Source organism: Actinomyces sp. oral taxon 181, assembly GCF_018370895.1.
Taxonomy (GTDB): domain Bacteria; phylum Actinomycetota; class Actinomycetes; order Actinomycetales; family Actinomycetaceae; genus Pauljensenia.
In genome coordinates this window covers 72,689-87,510 of sequence record NZ_JAGYZL010000001.1, presented here as the reverse complement: position 1 = coordinate 87,510, position 14,822 = coordinate 72,689, and the positions used below count along the sequence as shown (strand labels likewise).

The window sequence follows — 14,822 nt, the reverse complement described above, 5'->3', positions numbered from 1 at the left end:
GCTCAATCGCCCGAAAGGACTCTCAACGATGAGAAAAACACCAGCTTTTCTTCTCTCTGGCGCACTCGTAACGGCACTGACGATTGCCGCTCTGCCGGCCACGGCCTCGGACGCAGGAAATGGGGAATGGACGCAACTCAAGAGCGCCCCAGCCCCAATTTCAAACCCTCTCAAGGGTTTCCTCCCCTTCGCACCCGACGACGGAAGTGAGTTGCCTGCTGCAGAAGGCTCACTCCCCTACACGATGGAATGGACCTACTTCCCCGTTAGTGATGTCGTCACCGCAAAGGGCGTCTACGACTGGAGCAAGGTCGACAAGATGCTAGACGCCATTGCCTCCCGCGGCCACCAGGCAGTGTTCCGTTTCTACCTTGACTACCCCACCAGGAAGTCCGGAGTTCCGCAGTATCTCATCGATGAAGGAATCGACACTTCCCGTACCTACACGGTCTTTGATAACAATCGCGTATCATTCTCGCCTGACTACAACGATCCCCGTATTCAGGAAATGATGCTTGACTTCGTCAAGGCACTGGGTAAAAAGTACGACGGTGATGCGCGCGTGGGCTATCTGACCGCTGGCCTCATCGGTTTCTGGGGAGAAGACCACACCTGGCCAATGAACGGTGAAGTGAGCGCCGACAACCCCAAGGGCGAAAACTGGATGCCCAGCGACGAATTCCGCGCCAAGTTGGTCGCCGCATGGGACAGCGCATTCAATGACACTCACATTCTTTACCGCCTACCCACCGAGGCAACGAAGGCCCACCACATGGGCTACCACGATGACTCTTTCGCCTACTCAACCCTCGACAATGTTGACTGGCATTTCATGGCGCACATGAAGAATCAGGGCGAAGACAAGGCATGGCAGAACGTTCCGATCGGTGGCGAGGTCTACCCGCCACTGCAGACCTGCATTTTCTCCCAGCCTTTGAACTGCCCAGGTGCGGAAGCAGAAAAAGCGCAGGGTCGTAATTTCGACATGGTTGAGTCCATCAAAGCTACTCACGCCACCTGGCTCATCAACCACAAGGCTTTCCTTGTCGGATACAAGGGCGCAGACCTGGAGCGAGCAAAGGAAGCAAACGCTCTGATGGGCTACACCCTGAGCGCGAAGAAAGCCCGGACGACCGTAAAGGATTCCTCCGTCACCGTCGAAGCTGAGATTGCCAACACTGGCCTCGCCCCCTTCTATGCGAATTGGCCGATTGAGATCGCCTTGGTCAACAGCAAGGGTGAGAAGGTCGTTTCCAAGACCATTGAGTCCCCGCTTCCCTCCGTTGAGCCCGGATCGTCAACAACTGTCGAGGCCACGCTAGACCTGAGCAGCGGCGCTGGAGAACGTAGCACTGAGGCAGCTACCGCCCCCGTCAGCGGAGATCTCAGCGCAGTCCTCAGGGTTGTCAATCCGCTGCCTAATGGTGCACCTGTGGCCTTTGCAAACGAAGCAATGGGCACAACCCTTCCCGGCTACCTGACCTTGGGAACGGTATCTGTGGGAACCTCACTTCCAGCTCAGCCTTCCACGCCGAAGGGCAATGAAGCGAGCACACCCGGCGGTTCCACTGAAGCCAAGGCAGCTGCTGTCTCTACTGAAAAGCAGAGTGCACAAGCCCCCAAGACGAAGCTGGCACGTACCGGCGCCATCGGCGGCTCTGTCCTCGCACTCACAGCGGGCGCACTTGGGCTTGGAGCCCTTCTGATTCGCCGCACGCGCGCCTGATAGGCGCTGCCACACTGTCGAGTATTCAGAATTATTCGACTCGCCTATCAGCGTAGGCTCAGGATTTCCTTCCTGAGCCTACGCTGAATTGGTCTCATCCCAACGAAGAGAGAGCCATGACTCAGACCTACGGCCCAGACCACATCAGGGAAATGAATTCCCTCGCGGTACTCGCATACCTGCGCACTATTGAGGACACAACTTCCTCTCAAATTGCTGCCGCAACGGGCCTCTCACGCACTTCGGTCAATGCAACGATCACAGATCTTGAGCGTTTGGGATGGGTCCAATCCCTGCCACCGGCTTCACCCCCCACTGGGCGCCCTGCAAAGCGCTACCGTTTCCGCTCAGAGTCGGCTTTTGTCTTGGGTATCGATATTGGGGCAAATCGAATCGCAACTTCCTTGACCGACCTGCGCGGTGAAGAAAAGCGCGCAGAAGAAACTGAACTGGCCCCTTCTTCGGCCGCACCACGGCGAATGAAAGCTGTTCAACACACGATTTCCCAGACCCTTGAGAAAAACCCGTCCTACCGCGACGGTCTGGCACTGATTTCCGTCGCGGTTACCGGCCCCGTTGACGAGGCCGGAAGAATGCCTTTCGGCGGCCCTCTTCCCGGTTGGGAGAGCGTGTCCATGGTTCAAGAGCTCCAGGCACGTTACAAACGCCCAGTTACCGTTGAAAATGACTGTAAGTGCGCTCTGGATGCAGAGTCGCACCTCGGTCAGGCGCAAGAAGTTTCTTCTGCCGTCTACATCATGGCCGGCGCACGAATTGGCGCATCCTTCATGATCGATGGGAAGGTCTGCCGCGGCTCAGCCGGTGCAGCCGGAGAAATCGGCGCACTCCGTCACCTCAATTGGTACAAGGCACCCGCACATTTCTTTACGCACTCTCAGCTTCCTGTTGACCTCGCTCATCGCGCAGCAGCGCGGTGGGTGTGCGATCGGATGAGGGATGGCGACGCAGAAGCAACGCGAATTGTCAAAAAATTCGCACGAGACCTTGCCCTTGGAGCAGCTGCGTTGATTCTGACGATTGACCCAGAAATTCTCATCCTTGGTGGAGGTATTTCAGCATCCGCCGATCTGTGGAAGGAAGAGTTTTCTTCACACCTGGAAGAACTCACGATCCATATGCCTGAAATCCGCGTCTCTCAGCTGGGCGGACGCGGGGTAGTTCAAGGTGCTGTGTGCCGCGGAATCGACCAAATTACCGCCCATGCGTGCGGAGAGCAATTACTCCCCGCATCAGAAGTTATTCAGATCGTGTCCTAAACAGATCGCATCCTACAAGAGTGGGGGTGGCCGTAGCCACCCCCACTCTTCGTCTCACTCTCAGGCTCCTCGATCCTGGTTATTCTCGAAGTAGCTGCTCAATTCAGGACTGACTCGCGGGACGTCAAAAGGAACAGAACCCTCACGCAGCGACTTGGTAGCCAACACCCCCGCAGCGACGGCCTCGCGAGCCCCCAGTGGCGTTGTATCGGTCCGATCACCTTTGGCAACAAAGCGCAGGAACTCATCCATCGTTGCGACATCGGCATCATCGTGTCCGCCAGCATCTCCCTTAATGGGGATCTCAACATCGCCAGTGGGTTCCCATCCGCTGCGATGTTTCCATACGCGCACAACCCCGCCTTCACCATCACCAAAGTTTTCCGCTCGTCCTTCGGTTCCAATCACGGTGTAGTTACGCCAGTAATCGGGGGTGAAGTGGCACTGTTCGTAAGAAATCAGAGTGCCAGAAGTCTGTCTCATCATGAGCATAGACACGTCCTCAACATCAATCACGGGATTAAGACCGGTGAGAGACGCAGGTGGCCAGTTATCGAAAGAGAACCAGTCACTCATGACTGCATCAGACTTCTGTCCACTGCGATCAGTGAGCTTTCCGTAGAGCATGAGATCCCCCATGCCAACAACACGCTCGGGGACGGAATCAGACAGCCAGTTCATGACATCAATGTCATGGGCGGCTTTCTGGAGCAGCAGCCCAGTTGTTCGACTGCGATCTGCATGCCAATCCTTGAAGTAATAGTCACCACCATTGCCCACGAAGTGACGGCACCAAATTGCTCGGACCTCACCGATCAGACCATCTTGGACAACTTGACGCAGAATGCGCACAACCGCCATGTGTCGCATGTTGTGCCCAACATAGAGGGCAGTCTTGGTCCTATACGCGGTTTCAAGAACGCGATCAGCACCCTCAATAGTGATCGCAATCGGCTTTTCCAGATAAACCGCAACCCCAGCTTCCAAGAGCGCACAGGTGATGTCTTCGTGAGTGTCATCAGGGCTGGTAACAATTGCGCAATCAATACCCAGTTCCAGCAGTTCATCGAGGGTCTCAAACCACGGGTAATCACCCAAAACTTCTGTCGCGCGCTGGCGCATCGCAGGATTGGGATCGCATCCTCCAACCAGTTCTGCAGGAATCGTGGCTTTGTGGCAATTTTCGGCAATGACGCACCGTGCGCCCAAACCAATCACGCCAACACGTAGGGGTGCAGACATTTTTAGCTCCATTCAGGGGTCATCTTTGACACCCCTATTATGCGCCCTCTACCCCCACTTATGCAAAGGTCTTGACAAAGTCCCCAAGTATGAAGCTCCAGCTCCTCACTTGAGCAAAAACCAGCGAAACTTCAGTGCTTCACAGCGCGATGAAGAGCCACGATCCCACCCGTCAGGTAACGGTATTGGACGTCACTCCACCCGGCCTCGGCAATCAAGCTTGCAACTTCGGGAGCATCGGGCCACTCGCGAATCGACTCCGCCAAGTAGTCATAGGCAACGTCATCGGAAGAAGCCAGGCGCGCAACCAGCGGCATCACATACTGGAGGTGCAATGAATAACCCGCACGCAGCGGCGCAGAGGTCGGCGTCGAAAATTCGCAGACAACCAGTCGCCCGCCCGGGCGCACAACGCGAGCCATCTCCTCCAGCGCACGCTTGGGATCTGGAACATTTCGCAGACCGTAGGAAATGGTCACCGCATCGAAAGACTGATCTTCAAAAGGAAGATCCATCGCATCGCCTTGGATGAATTCGATATCGGGGTGACGATTGCGTCCCACCTCAATCATGCCTGCAGAAAGATCACAGGCGACAACGCGCGCACCGCTGCGCGCGATTTGCGCGGATGAGGCACCCGTACCAGCCGCAAGGTCCAAAATCCGATCCGAGGGCTTCGGTGCCAGCGCCTTCGTTAAAGCCTTCAGCCAGATAAAATTCATCCCGCCGCTGAGCAGCGCATTCATCACGTCGTAACGCGAAGAGACATCATCAAACATTGCGGCCACTTGATCTTGAGACTTACCAAGGTCTGCTCGACGCTGCTGGGAGGCGGTCTGTTCACTCATATGCATATTTTCCCATTTACACGCCACATCGGCACGCTTAAGTGGAAGCGCACACAAGGCACTAGCATGGAAACATGCCCTCCGGACACTTTTCGTCGATCCCCACCCTGTACTGCTGGGTTGAGCGCATCGATCCTTCCTCCCCCCAGGGGCATCTTCCATTGACTTCTTTCCTCCCCACCTCTGGACTTTGCGCCTGGATTCGCGACGAGGCCATGGTCGGCTGGGGGCAGGCGTGGCGTTGGCAGCGAGGGAAGGACCGCCCTCCCCTTGTCGAGGCCGGGGAGAACGCTGCAATTACCGAAGCGGCGCGAGTGTGGGATTTAGTTCGAGAGAAAGCACAGATCCACTGGGCTGAAGGCACGCGCGATGCGTGGGGTTCTGATTCACCCGTCCTTCCGATTGCTTTTGCATCCTGCGCTTTTGAGGACGACGGGGAACGTGTTTTAGTTGTGCCCACTTTCCTCATCATCACCCACGGTTCGACACGTTTCTTGGTGACGAGCTCAATCGATTCGCGTGACAAGCCTGTTTTTCATGCCGAGATTATCGATCACCAACTCCCGCCTGCCGAAACGCTCAATATTGGCCCAGGTGCCATGAGCGAGGAAGCTTGGTGCGGCGCGGTTGATGAAATCATTAATGCCCTTCGCAACGAAGAGGTCGGAAAAGTTGTCATGGCTCGCGACATGACGATCATCTCCGACTTTCCTTTCGATCAGGCTGCTTTGGTTGAGCATCTGCATCAGCGCTACCCCCAAACCTGGACCTTCGCCGTTGCAGGATTAATTGGTGCAACTCCAGAAATGCTGGTCTCCCTTCACCAGGGAAAGCTCCATTCGCGCGTCCTTGCAGGAAGCAGCAAACCCGAGGATGCGGATTCGCTCCCGCTGTCGTTAAAAGATCGTTCTGAACATCTCTTTGCAGTCGAGTCCGTCGTGGCCGCACTCCTTTCTGCGGCGCAGGATGTGCAAGCACCTGCACGTCCTAATGTGCTGATTCTTCCCAATATTGCCCACCTCAGTTCTGATGTATACGCAACTTTCCCGCAGGGAAGCGTTCTTGATGCGGTGGCACAACTGCATCCCACTGCCGCAGTGTGTGGAACTCCAACTGATGATGCGCTGGATCTCATCCACGCCTACGAACGCACGGAGCGCGAGCGTTATTCGGGCCCGGTTGGCTGGATTGACGGTGCGGGAAATGGGGAATTCGGCATTGCCCTACGTTGTGGCCAATTAGAGAACAACGACCGCACCTTGAGAATCTTCGCCGGCTGCGGAATCATGCCAGATTCATCATCCCGCAGAGAATTGGAGGAGACCCAGACCAAGATGCGGCCGTTGCTCGAGGTTTTAAACCTTTAACTCAGTGTTCTGACTGAAGCGTGACTTTTGCAGTGTTTTCTACGCCATCACGCACGTAAGTGACGCTCACCTCTTGGCCGCCCGTGTAGCGACGGACATAACCGACCAAGGACTGCGCCGAGGTGACAGTGTTCCCATCAATCTTGGTAATGACATCCCCGGCTTTCAACCCTGCAACTTCAGCTCCAGACCCCTGGCTCACACCGGAAATCTGCGCACCCGCACGGGTGTCGTTGCCTACTCGCGCGGCACCGGTACTGACCGTAACGCCCAATCGAGCATGATCAACTGTTCCGTTTTGAATGAGCTGATTAACAACCGAAACGACCAAGTCAGAAGGAATCGCGAATCCCAGACCGATCGATCCCGCTTCAGAGTTCGACGATGAGGAGAGCGATGCAATAGACGAGTTGATGCCGATCACTTGGCCGTGTTCATTAAATAGCGGTCCACCGGAGTTACCGGGGTTGATCGAGGCGTCAACCTGGATGGCATTCGTTGTGATCGATTGACTCTGGTTACCCTGCTGCTGAAGCTGACCGAAGGGATCCTTTGAGTTGTCCTGGTTTTGGGATTCCGAGGCCTGCACCTGAACAGGACGATTGAGAGCAGAGACAATACCCGTTGTCACCGTATTCGAGAGCCCAAGCGGCGAACCTATGGCCATTACGGGCTGGCCAACCTTTAGATCAGAGGACTGCCCGAACTGTGCAGCAACAAGATCCGAAGGCGGATTTACCAAACGGATCACCGCAAGGTCAGTGCTCTTATCTGTACCAACAATCTTTGCTTCGTAGATCCTGCCATCAGTGAGTGTGACTTGAATCCGTCCGCTTCCATCAGCAACCGAGGAAATGACATGGTAGTTGGTGACGATATTTCCAGAGGAATCGACGATCGCACCCGAGCCAATTCCCGAGGAGTTCTGAGCCGAAACAGAAATAGTGACGACAGCGGGAGACACGGTTTGCGCGACGTTCTCCCAATCGACTGCAGTTCCAGCGGAATTAGTCTGAGCCGGTGCGGAGGTCTGACTGACCAGAGGGGTTGTCACCGAAGAATGCAGGTTTTGTCCAATGACTAGGGTGCCTCCAATGGCCAGGCCTGCCGTGCAGGCCATCGCCAGCACAAGCGCTCCCCAGCCGGGTCCGCGCCTCGGGCTATGCGTCTCAAGAAGAGTGGGGACCGGGCCTGCCGGAACTCCAGTTGGGGTTTCACCTTCTGCCGAGCCCTCGGATGCAGGGGGCTGAGCAGAAGCAGGAGTATATGCTGCTTCACTTTCAGAAGTGGCGGGAGTTACTGCAGGCAGCGGCACAGTTTCGTGCTGCATCGGCACAGACGCGCCGCCCTCTTGCGAGGCCGATTGCTGGGCGGGTTCTTGCGCGTCAGGTTGAAAGCGCGCATCACCTTGAGGAGTGGTTTCTTCCGGATTCATGACCAACCCATCTCATTTCGTTATCAAATCGTTACATTAGCATCCTACAACGACCGCAAAAATGCAATATCTTCGGTCGGCCGAGGGATAGAGAGGTGCAGCACTTCTAATCCTTCAGTCTCCGTATTCAAAATCGCTCGAAGCTCGGACATTGAACTCACGCGACGAATCTTCGCTCCATATGCCGCGGCAAGCGCACTGATATCAGTACGCTGAGCGACTCCGAAATAGCGTTCATACACCGTCTGAGAAGCGCGCTGACCATGCTCCAAACTCTTAAATATCGAGCCGCCCTGATCATCCAGGACAATGATCCGACAGCGAGGAAATTCCTCTCCAAGAGGCATTCCCATCCCAGAGGCATCATGCAAGAAAGTTAAGTCCCCCATTACGGCATGAACCGTTGGCGGGCATTCAGATGTTTCTTCCAATAGGCGCGCCCAACCAAGAGCAGTCGACACATTTCCATCAATTCCCGCAAGGCCTCGGCTCGACCACACCTGCTGGGGACAACGGTGATCGCTTTCAGAATTCCCCTGCGGATCGTAACCTTGACGGCCGGCAATAAGATCCGCAACTCTGATGGGATTCGATGCGCCAAGGAAAATATGAGAGCACTCTTGCCATACGGCATCAAGAACACCAATTTCACTAAGCTCATCACCATAGGAATTGATCAGTTCATCAACCCCACGTGCCACCGATTGAGCACGCGCAGATAAGTCTTGACACAAAGAATTTTGGATGGCTGCATTCACGCGATCAGATCCGGTGAGAGACGAAACAACACAGCTTGCCTTGCCATGCAGATCCGTCCACGCCGCATGGGGAGAGACGATGATGACACGCTTATTGGAAGCCAAGAGCTTCTGGATCGGACGCGACAATGTTGGACGTCCGGTGACAACAATTTGACCGATTCGTGCGACAACATCTGAATCCGCGCACAGAGTCTGCTGGAAGGGGATGAGGACTTCAGTGCTCACACCGGTAACCATGGGCTCGGCAAAAACCGGCACCCGCGAGCGCTCAGCCCAGTGCAGCACCGAGTCCTGTGCGCCATGACCGGCAATCACAACCGTTGCAAGATCGGGCTTGAGGGCATTCTCCGCACTCGGTTCACGCACAATCTGGGACGGGTAGACCTCGACTCCCCCGCCGCAATTCTCCCTCAGCTGAGCGCTTTGAAGAGCCTCGGCCTCGTCGCAGGGCGTAAGCGGATCACGGAAGGCGCAGTTAAAGTGGATTGGACCTGGAGTGCCGGAGGGACGACCAGCGGCAGCTGCAAGTGCACGCGCAACACGGCCAGGAACACTGGCCAATTCAGCGGTGTCCGACGAAAAATCCCATTCGTCCACGACTTGGTCGGAAAAAATTCCCTGCTGAGTCATGGTTTGGGATGCTCCAACGCCATGCAATTCAGCGGGACGGTCCGCGCTAATAGCAACGAGAGGAAGATGAGAATAAAACGCCTCGCTCATCGCAGGATAAAGATGCGTGACGGCACTTCCCGAGGTGGTAATCACGCAGGCACGTGCGGCGGGGGAACCACTGCCTTCCCCGAGCGTGAGTCCAAGGGCAAAAAACGCAGCCGAACGTTCATCGAGGCGAATGTGCACACGGATTGGGTTCTCATTCAACGAGTCATACCGCGCAAGCGCATAGGCAAAGGGCGCATTTCGCGATCCGGGACAGTACACAAAATCGTGAATTCCACCGGCAATCAGGGAATCAATGATGCACTCAGCCAAAGCTTGTGAGGGGTACATACTCCTACTTCTATTCTTGATCTTTAACGGTGGGATGCCATTGCATTTAGCCGATTCACCCAGGATTCACAGAGCTGAGAATCGGGTGCTGAGGGCGTGATCAGGCTTTCCTTCACGGCTAGATCAGTTGGAATCATATGTCCATCAACTATACGCACTGGGGAAACCGCCGTATCGCCGCTCAATAGCGAGGCCGTGCCCAGACCGCATGCGCGTGGTTCCTGATCTAGAGCGCAGGCCACCCGAGCCGCGTAATCCAAACCAAAACTGGTTTCCAAGGCCGAAGAGATCACCAAAGGCATGGGCAGTTCCTCGGCCAACTGGAGAACTGCACCCGCCCCTCCCAGAGGTTCAACTTTGATAACGGCTACGTCAGCCGCTTCAAGCCGAGCAACCTTGAGCGGGTCTTCCGCGCGGCGAATCGATTCATCAGCTGCAAGAGGAACCTCTTGTTTGCGCCGCAGCCACGCAAGGTCTTCAACGGCCATGCACGGCTGTTCAACGTACTCCAGACCACCCGCAGCGTGGGCTGCACGGTTCAGGCGCGCGATCCATGTCAGAGCAGTTTCCCTGTCCCACGCACCGTTGGCATCAACACGCACCTTCGCAGACGACCCATGCAATTCAACCAGAGCCTCCGCGACGGCCTCGACACGTTGACAATCGCGCTCAAGGTCAGAACGCGTATCGGCAACCTTGACTTTTGCAGTCGCACAACCCGGATTATCAAATACTCGTCTGCGCGCATCTTCAGCCGAAATCACCGGAATTGTCACGTTGAGCGGCACTTTTTTGCGCCGAGGCCTCGGCGAAGCTACTCGGGCAGCTTCCAATGCGCTAGCAAGCCACGTAGAGGATTCACCCGGGTCGTAATCCCAGAAAGGTGCGCATTCTCCCCACCCGTATCCGCCGTGTAGAAGAAGACCTTCGCGGACCTCAATATTGCGAAAACGCACGCGCATTGGAATTGAGTAGACCAGTAAACGATCGATGCCTTCTAAGACCATTCGAGTCTTGGTGGGAAGCGAATCTACAGAAAGTTCGTGGAGGCGAACAGCTGAAGACGCGCTGCCAGTATCCTCCACGGGCTTTCTCCTATCGTTCAATAACCACCGCTGATCGCGGAGCAAGAAGAACGTGTCCCGTACACTCAGCTCCGCTGAGAAGATCTTGACCCACAATCCCAGCGAGTTCAACCGCACGATCAGAGTGGTTGAGAATGAAGAGGAAGTCTTCACGTTCTTGAGCTTCCACACCCTCAGGAAGGTCTGGACACACAGGACGAATTCGCGTGTAGGTCGTCCACAAGCGCAGCAGGACCGAGCGAGTCAAGGCATCAAAGTCCGCAGCTGCATACCAGACACTTCCGCAGCCAACTTTCCTGCGGGTGAGCGCAGGAAGCCCCGCAAGGTCGAGGCCGCCGCCTCGGCCATCAAAGTATGCAACGCACTCAGGCCCACCCTCCGAGGACGAATCCCCGGGAATCTGCCACTGCAAACCGAAAGCTGGGGCAAGCATTTCAGCCCAGCGGCCACTGCGCAGATCCGACGCCGCTCCCCCAAGAAGGTCTGCGGTTCGTTTGAGGGCCTCGTTATCGGTATCGATCCCACACCAATCACAGGCCGCCGGGGTACTTACTGCGGAAGAAATCCGGTTCGCGGCCTTCTCGCGCGCATCATACACACGCCCCTGGCTGGGACCGGTGAGTGTTGAATGCTCCAGAACCCGCACCCCTGCAAGATCAGAAAGGGAGCCGAGGTATCCGCCGAGAATTGCCCCAAGCTGGGAATCAACAACACCGCTTGGCGCGGTAATGACAATGTGTGCTCCGCGTTCAGCTGCCGCGTGCAAAGCCTGAGTCATCTGCGGGTAGTCAACGAAAAGCGCGGGAAGAATGATGAGATCGTAAGAGCTGAAATCATTGTCGACACCCACAACATCAGTAGCGATTCCCGCTTCCCACAAGCTTTGATGCCAAGACTTAGCGGGCGCGAAGTTCCCCCACGAATCTGCGGGATTTTCAGAACTAATCGGACCGATCGCATAGCGCCGCGCCCATTCGCTCTCCCAGTCAATGACAACTGCAGCGCGTGAGCTCATGCGAGTCCCCGTAATGGGCGCCAGAGACTTTAGAGCTTGGCCGGTGCTCACAACATCCGTCCAAATTGGTGAATCTTCGCCAGAGTGCGGCACCATCCCTGCATGGAAGGTTTCCGATCCCCTAGCGGATTGCCGCCACTGGAATTGGAGGATTCCATCCGCTCCGTGAGCGAGCCTTGCGATCGTCCACAAAAGGAACTGTCCCGGGCGCTTGGGAGAGTTTTGGGGTCGCCACTGCACCGCACCGGGGCTCTGTTCCATCAAGAGCCAGGGAGCGCCGTTGCCGAGGCCGCGCATGACATCGCCCTGCCAAGCAATGTCGTGTGCAGCCTGAGGATCTGCGGGGTCTGGGTAAGAATCATCGGCGATGATGTCACACAGCGGTGCCCACTTGCGGTAATCAAGAAGCGGGAAGGCCCCCATAAAATTCGTCGTAATAGGACGGTCCGAATAGCGACGAATCACCTCTCGTTCACGTTCCATCTGGGAACGCAGAGCGTAGTCACTAAAGCGACGCCAATCCAGCATCTGCCCGGGGTTGTAGAAGGTGGGCATTGCACGGGGAGGCTGGATTTCTTGGATGTCCCTATAGGTTTGGGACCAAAATGCAGTTCCCCAGGCTTGATTGATCGCCTGAATATCCCCGTATTTCTCCACTAGCCAGCGTCGAAATGCCGCAGCGGACTCATCGTCGAAACTCTCTGCCGTGTGACAGGCGTATTCGTTCGAAATGTGCCACATGACCACGCCGGGATGGTCGCTAAAACGGCGCGCCATGGCCTCGGTCAACTCACAAGCTTTGCGGCAAAAAAGCTCGCTTGAGGGGTTGTACTGCTGGCGCGAGCCAAATCCTAAACGCACGCCTCGAGAGTCAACGGGAAGGGTTTGGGGGTAGCGTTGAGCCATCCACACCGGAGGGGAAGCGGTCCCATTGGCCAGGTCCACGCCAATTCCAGCGCTGTGGAGCTGATCAATGAGATCCGCCAACCACTCCAGATCGTAGTGGCCTTCTTCGGGTTCAAGAGATGCCCAGGAAAAGATCCCAAGGGAGATCAGATTGACGCCGGCACGGACCATGCGTTCGATATCGTCTCGGTTAGTTTCCTTATCCCACTGTTCGGGGTTCCAATCGCCACCGTAGGCAATCGTCTCCATTAACCTATCCTTCCCAGCACCTCGTGGTGGCTCAACAGCGGGCTAACTATCCCTTCACAGAACCGGCAGCCAGACCTGATTGCCAGTACTTCTGCAGGCCAAGGAATAGTACGATGAGCGGCAAAACACCCAAGAGTGCGCCCAGCATTACTGCGCCCTTTTGGGGAGCGAAGTAGCTCATCATGCCATACAAGCCCAAAGTGACAGGCTTGAGTTCAGGCGTCGAGACCATCATCAAGGGAAGCAGGAAGTTATTCCAGGTTGCCACGAAGATGAAGAGGAAGATTGTCACCATTGCCGGGGCGAGCAGGCGAAGAACAATCGTGAAGAACACGCGCGCTTCGGATGCTCCGTCGATGCGGGCAGCCTCGATGAGTTCTGTCGGGACAGAAGATTCTGCGTAGACACGGCCGAGGAAGACACCGAAGGGAGAGACACAGCTAGGGATCAGGATTGCCCACACAGTGTCTGTCAACCCAAGGTTATGGAAGACAACGTAAAGCGGGATGGTGAGCAGAGCGACGGGCATCAGCAGTCCGGCCATAATCAAAGCCATAGAGACATTACGTCCCGGGAAAACAAACTTTGCCATCGCGTATCCAGCGGCAACCGAGATCAGGGTTCCAATGACGCCAGCAGTCGTTGAGTAGAAGAGGGAGTTGAGCACCCAGCGCCAGAAGAGGCCTTGAGTCCAGCCCATAAGCTTCGTGTAGTTGTCCGCCAGCTCAAAGTGACCAAACCAGAAGCCATTAGTAGAAACGAGATCTGCGTTCGACTTCGTTGCCGAGAACATCACCCAGATGATCGGCAGGATGAAGTAAAGCATGGTGAAGGTCAGAGCAACGATAGTGACGATTCGAGCGACCTTCGAGGGTGCGAGTGAACGCGGAGGCATTCCCTCGAGAGAGGGTGTGTACTGGCGTCCATCGGGCAGCGTGCGCATAGTGGTACTCATCGGACGGTCTTCCTTTGCAAGAGCGCGTAGATCACGGCAAGTCCGCCAGCAACCAGTGCCATCACGATTGAGATTGCCGAGGCCGGGCCATCGCCACCGGGCGAGATAGTTCCGAACATGGTGCTGTAGGCCATCATCATCGGCGTGTAGGCATAGCCCATCCACCCATTTGCAGACTGCATAACTGCGGGTTCATTGAAGAGCTGAATTGTGCCGATGATGGAAAGAAGAACCGCCAGGAGGGCAGCTCCGGAGACCATGGGGATCTTAATTTGGCGCACAATCTGCCACGAGGAAGCGCCGTCGAGACGTGCGGCCTCGTACAGCTCATGGGGCACTGCTTGCAGCGCTGCCAGGAAGATCAGCATGTTGTAACCGGTGTAGGTCCACGTCGTCATATTTGCCATCGAGGCCAGGATTGGTGCTCCAGGAGCCATGAAGTCGACATGGATTCCAAGGGAATCAAAGAACTTAACGATCGGGGAAAGCTCAGGGGTGTAGATGTAGAGCCAGACCATTGCGGCAACGATGCCGGGGATTGCAAATGGCAGGAAGTAGCTCAGTCGGAAGAAACCGACCCGACGAATCAGGAATGAGTCCAAAACAAGAGCCAGAACAAGAGCCGAGATAATCATGATCGGGATCTGGAAGGCCGCGTAAACAACGACTCGCCCCATGCCGGACCAGAAATCACCCGAAGCAATGACCATAGCGAAGTTGTCGAGGCCAACAAACTGGTTGGTGAGTTCGCCGCCGCCGTACAGGCCTCCGCCACTTGCGACCTGACGGAAGAAGGACTGGTAGATTGCCACACAAATCGGAACGGCAAAAACCAAGAGGAACATAATGAAGAATGGGGCCATGAAGGCCCATCCGGTACGCGCATCGTGCCGTTCTCTGATGCGCCGGTTTTGAATGTCTGACTGCATGTATCAATCACCCTCGATT

11 protein-coding genes are annotated in these 14,822 nt (G+C 56.0%); 3 read left to right on the top strand and 8 right to left on the bottom strand.

Going from position 1 to position 14,822, the window contains the following annotated elements; translation table 11 throughout:
• Nucleotides 1-28: 28 nt before the first annotated feature.
• Both KHW85_RS00345 and KHW85_RS00340 read left to right on the top strand, forming a co-directional pair.
• On the top strand, nt 29-1,726 hold the full coding sequence (locus tag KHW85_RS00345) for a DUF4832 domain-containing protein (protein ID WP_291458292.1): 1,698 nt from the start codon (nt 29-31) through the stop codon (nt 1,724-1,726).
• Nucleotides 1,727-1,842: 116 nt separating this feature from the next.
• Entirely contained in the window at nt 1,843-3,003 is a 1,161-nt protein-coding gene (locus tag KHW85_RS00340) for an ROK family transcriptional regulator (RefSeq protein WP_291458290.1), read from the top strand.
• A gap of 60 nt (nt 3,004-3,063) precedes the next feature.
• On the opposite strand, the gene KHW85_RS00335 is transcribed toward KHW85_RS00340, so the two are convergent.
• Together KHW85_RS00335 and KHW85_RS00330 are read right to left on the bottom strand one after the other, a co-directional pair.
• Complete coding sequence (locus KHW85_RS00335) at nt 3,064-4,245, bottom strand: Gfo/Idh/MocA family oxidoreductase (protein WP_291458288.1); 1,182 nt, start codon at nt 4,243-4,245, stop codon at nt 3,064-3,066.
• Nucleotides 4,246-4,376: 131 nt separating this feature from the next.
• Nucleotides 4,377-5,093, bottom strand: coding sequence for a class I SAM-dependent methyltransferase (locus KHW85_RS00330; protein ID WP_178706072.1), 717 nt, complete (start codon nt 5,091-5,093; stop codon nt 4,377-4,379).
• 74 nt (nt 5,094-5,167) lie between these two features.
• Here KHW85_RS00330 and KHW85_RS00325 point away from each other — a divergent pair, with 74 nt between their 5' ends.
• Complete coding sequence (locus tag KHW85_RS00325) at nt 5,168-6,460, top strand: isochorismate synthase (RefSeq protein ID WP_291458284.1); 1,293 nt, start codon at nt 5,168-5,170, stop codon at nt 6,458-6,460.
• A gap of 1 nt (nt 6,461) precedes the next feature.
• Here KHW85_RS00325 and KHW85_RS00320 read toward each other — a convergent pair whose 3' ends face one another.
• The 6 genes from KHW85_RS00320 to KHW85_RS00295 are packed head-to-tail and all read right to left on the bottom strand — an operon-like array spanning nt 6,462 to nt 14,803.
• The gene (locus KHW85_RS00320; RefSeq protein WP_178706075.1) at nt 6,462-7,895 is read right to left on the bottom strand and encodes a trypsin-like peptidase domain-containing protein; all 1,434 of its coding nucleotides are present in this window, start codon (nt 7,893-7,895) and stop codon (nt 6,462-6,464) included.
• A gap of 44 nt (nt 7,896-7,939) precedes the next feature.
• The gene (gene menD, locus KHW85_RS00315; protein ID WP_291458282.1) at nt 7,940-9,664 is read right to left on the bottom strand and encodes a 2-succinyl-5-enolpyruvyl-6-hydroxy-3-cyclohexene-1-carboxylic-acid synthase; all 1,725 of its coding nucleotides are present in this window, start codon (nt 9,662-9,664) and stop codon (nt 7,940-7,942) included.
• Between the two features lie 23 nt (nt 9,665-9,687).
• On the bottom strand, nt 9,688-10,749 hold the full coding sequence (locus KHW85_RS00310) for an o-succinylbenzoate synthase (RefSeq protein ID WP_291458280.1): 1,062 nt from the start codon (nt 10,747-10,749) through the stop codon (nt 9,688-9,690).
• A 10-nt stretch (nt 10,750-10,759) separates the two neighbouring features.
• Complete coding sequence (locus tag KHW85_RS00305) at nt 10,760-12,919, bottom strand: beta-galactosidase (protein ID WP_291458278.1); 2,160 nt, start codon at nt 12,917-12,919, stop codon at nt 10,760-10,762.
• Between the two features lie 46 nt (nt 12,920-12,965).
• Nucleotides 12,966-13,874 carry a carbohydrate ABC transporter permease gene (locus tag KHW85_RS00300; protein ID WP_178706087.1) on the bottom strand — a complete coding sequence of 303 codons (909 nt, stop codon included), beginning with the start codon at nt 13,872-13,874 and terminating at the stop codon, nt 12,966-12,968.
• Entirely contained in the window at nt 13,871-14,803 is a 933-nt protein-coding gene (locus tag KHW85_RS00295; protein WP_178706090.1) for a sugar ABC transporter permease, read from the bottom strand. Before KHW85_RS00295 ends, KHW85_RS00300 begins: the two co-directional genes overlap by 4 nt.
• Between the last annotated feature and the right edge of the window lie 19 nt (nt 14,804-14,822).

Excerpts from the sequence above, each read along its gene's own strand:
- KHW85_RS00305 (WP_291458278.1), bottom strand. The coding sequence starts at position 12,919 with ATGGAGACGATTGCCTACGGTGGCGATTGGAACCCCGAACAGTGGGAT.
- KHW85_RS00335 (WP_291458288.1), bottom strand. The coding sequence starts at position 4,245 with ATGTCTGCACCCCTACGTGTTGGCGTGATTGGTTTGGGCGCACGGTGC.
- KHW85_RS00295 (WP_178706090.1), bottom strand. The coding sequence starts at position 14,803 with ATGCAGTCAGACATTCAAAACCGGCGCATCAGAGAACGGCACGATGCG.
- menD (WP_291458282.1), bottom strand. The coding sequence starts at position 9,664 with ATGTACCCCTCACAAGCTTTGGCTGAGTGCATCATTGATTCCCTGATT.
- KHW85_RS00330 (WP_178706072.1), bottom strand. The coding sequence starts at position 5,093 with ATGAGTGAACAGACCGCCTCCCAGCAGCGTCGAGCAGACCTTGGTAAG.
- KHW85_RS00340 (WP_291458290.1), top strand. The coding sequence starts at position 1,843 with ATGACTCAGACCTACGGCCCAGACCACATCAGGGAAATGAATTCCCTC.
- KHW85_RS00320 (WP_178706075.1), bottom strand. The coding sequence starts at position 7,895 with ATGAATCCGGAAGAAACCACTCCTCAAGGTGATGCGCGCTTTCAACCT.
- KHW85_RS00325 (WP_291458284.1), top strand. The coding sequence starts at position 5,168 with ATGCCCTCCGGACACTTTTCGTCGATCCCCACCCTGTACTGCTGGGTT.
- KHW85_RS00300 (WP_178706087.1), bottom strand. The coding sequence starts at position 13,874 with ATGAGTACCACTATGCGCACGCTGCCCGATGGACGCCAGTACACACCC.
- KHW85_RS00345 (WP_291458292.1), top strand. The coding sequence starts at position 29 with ATGAGAAAAACACCAGCTTTTCTTCTCTCTGGCGCACTCGTAACGGCA.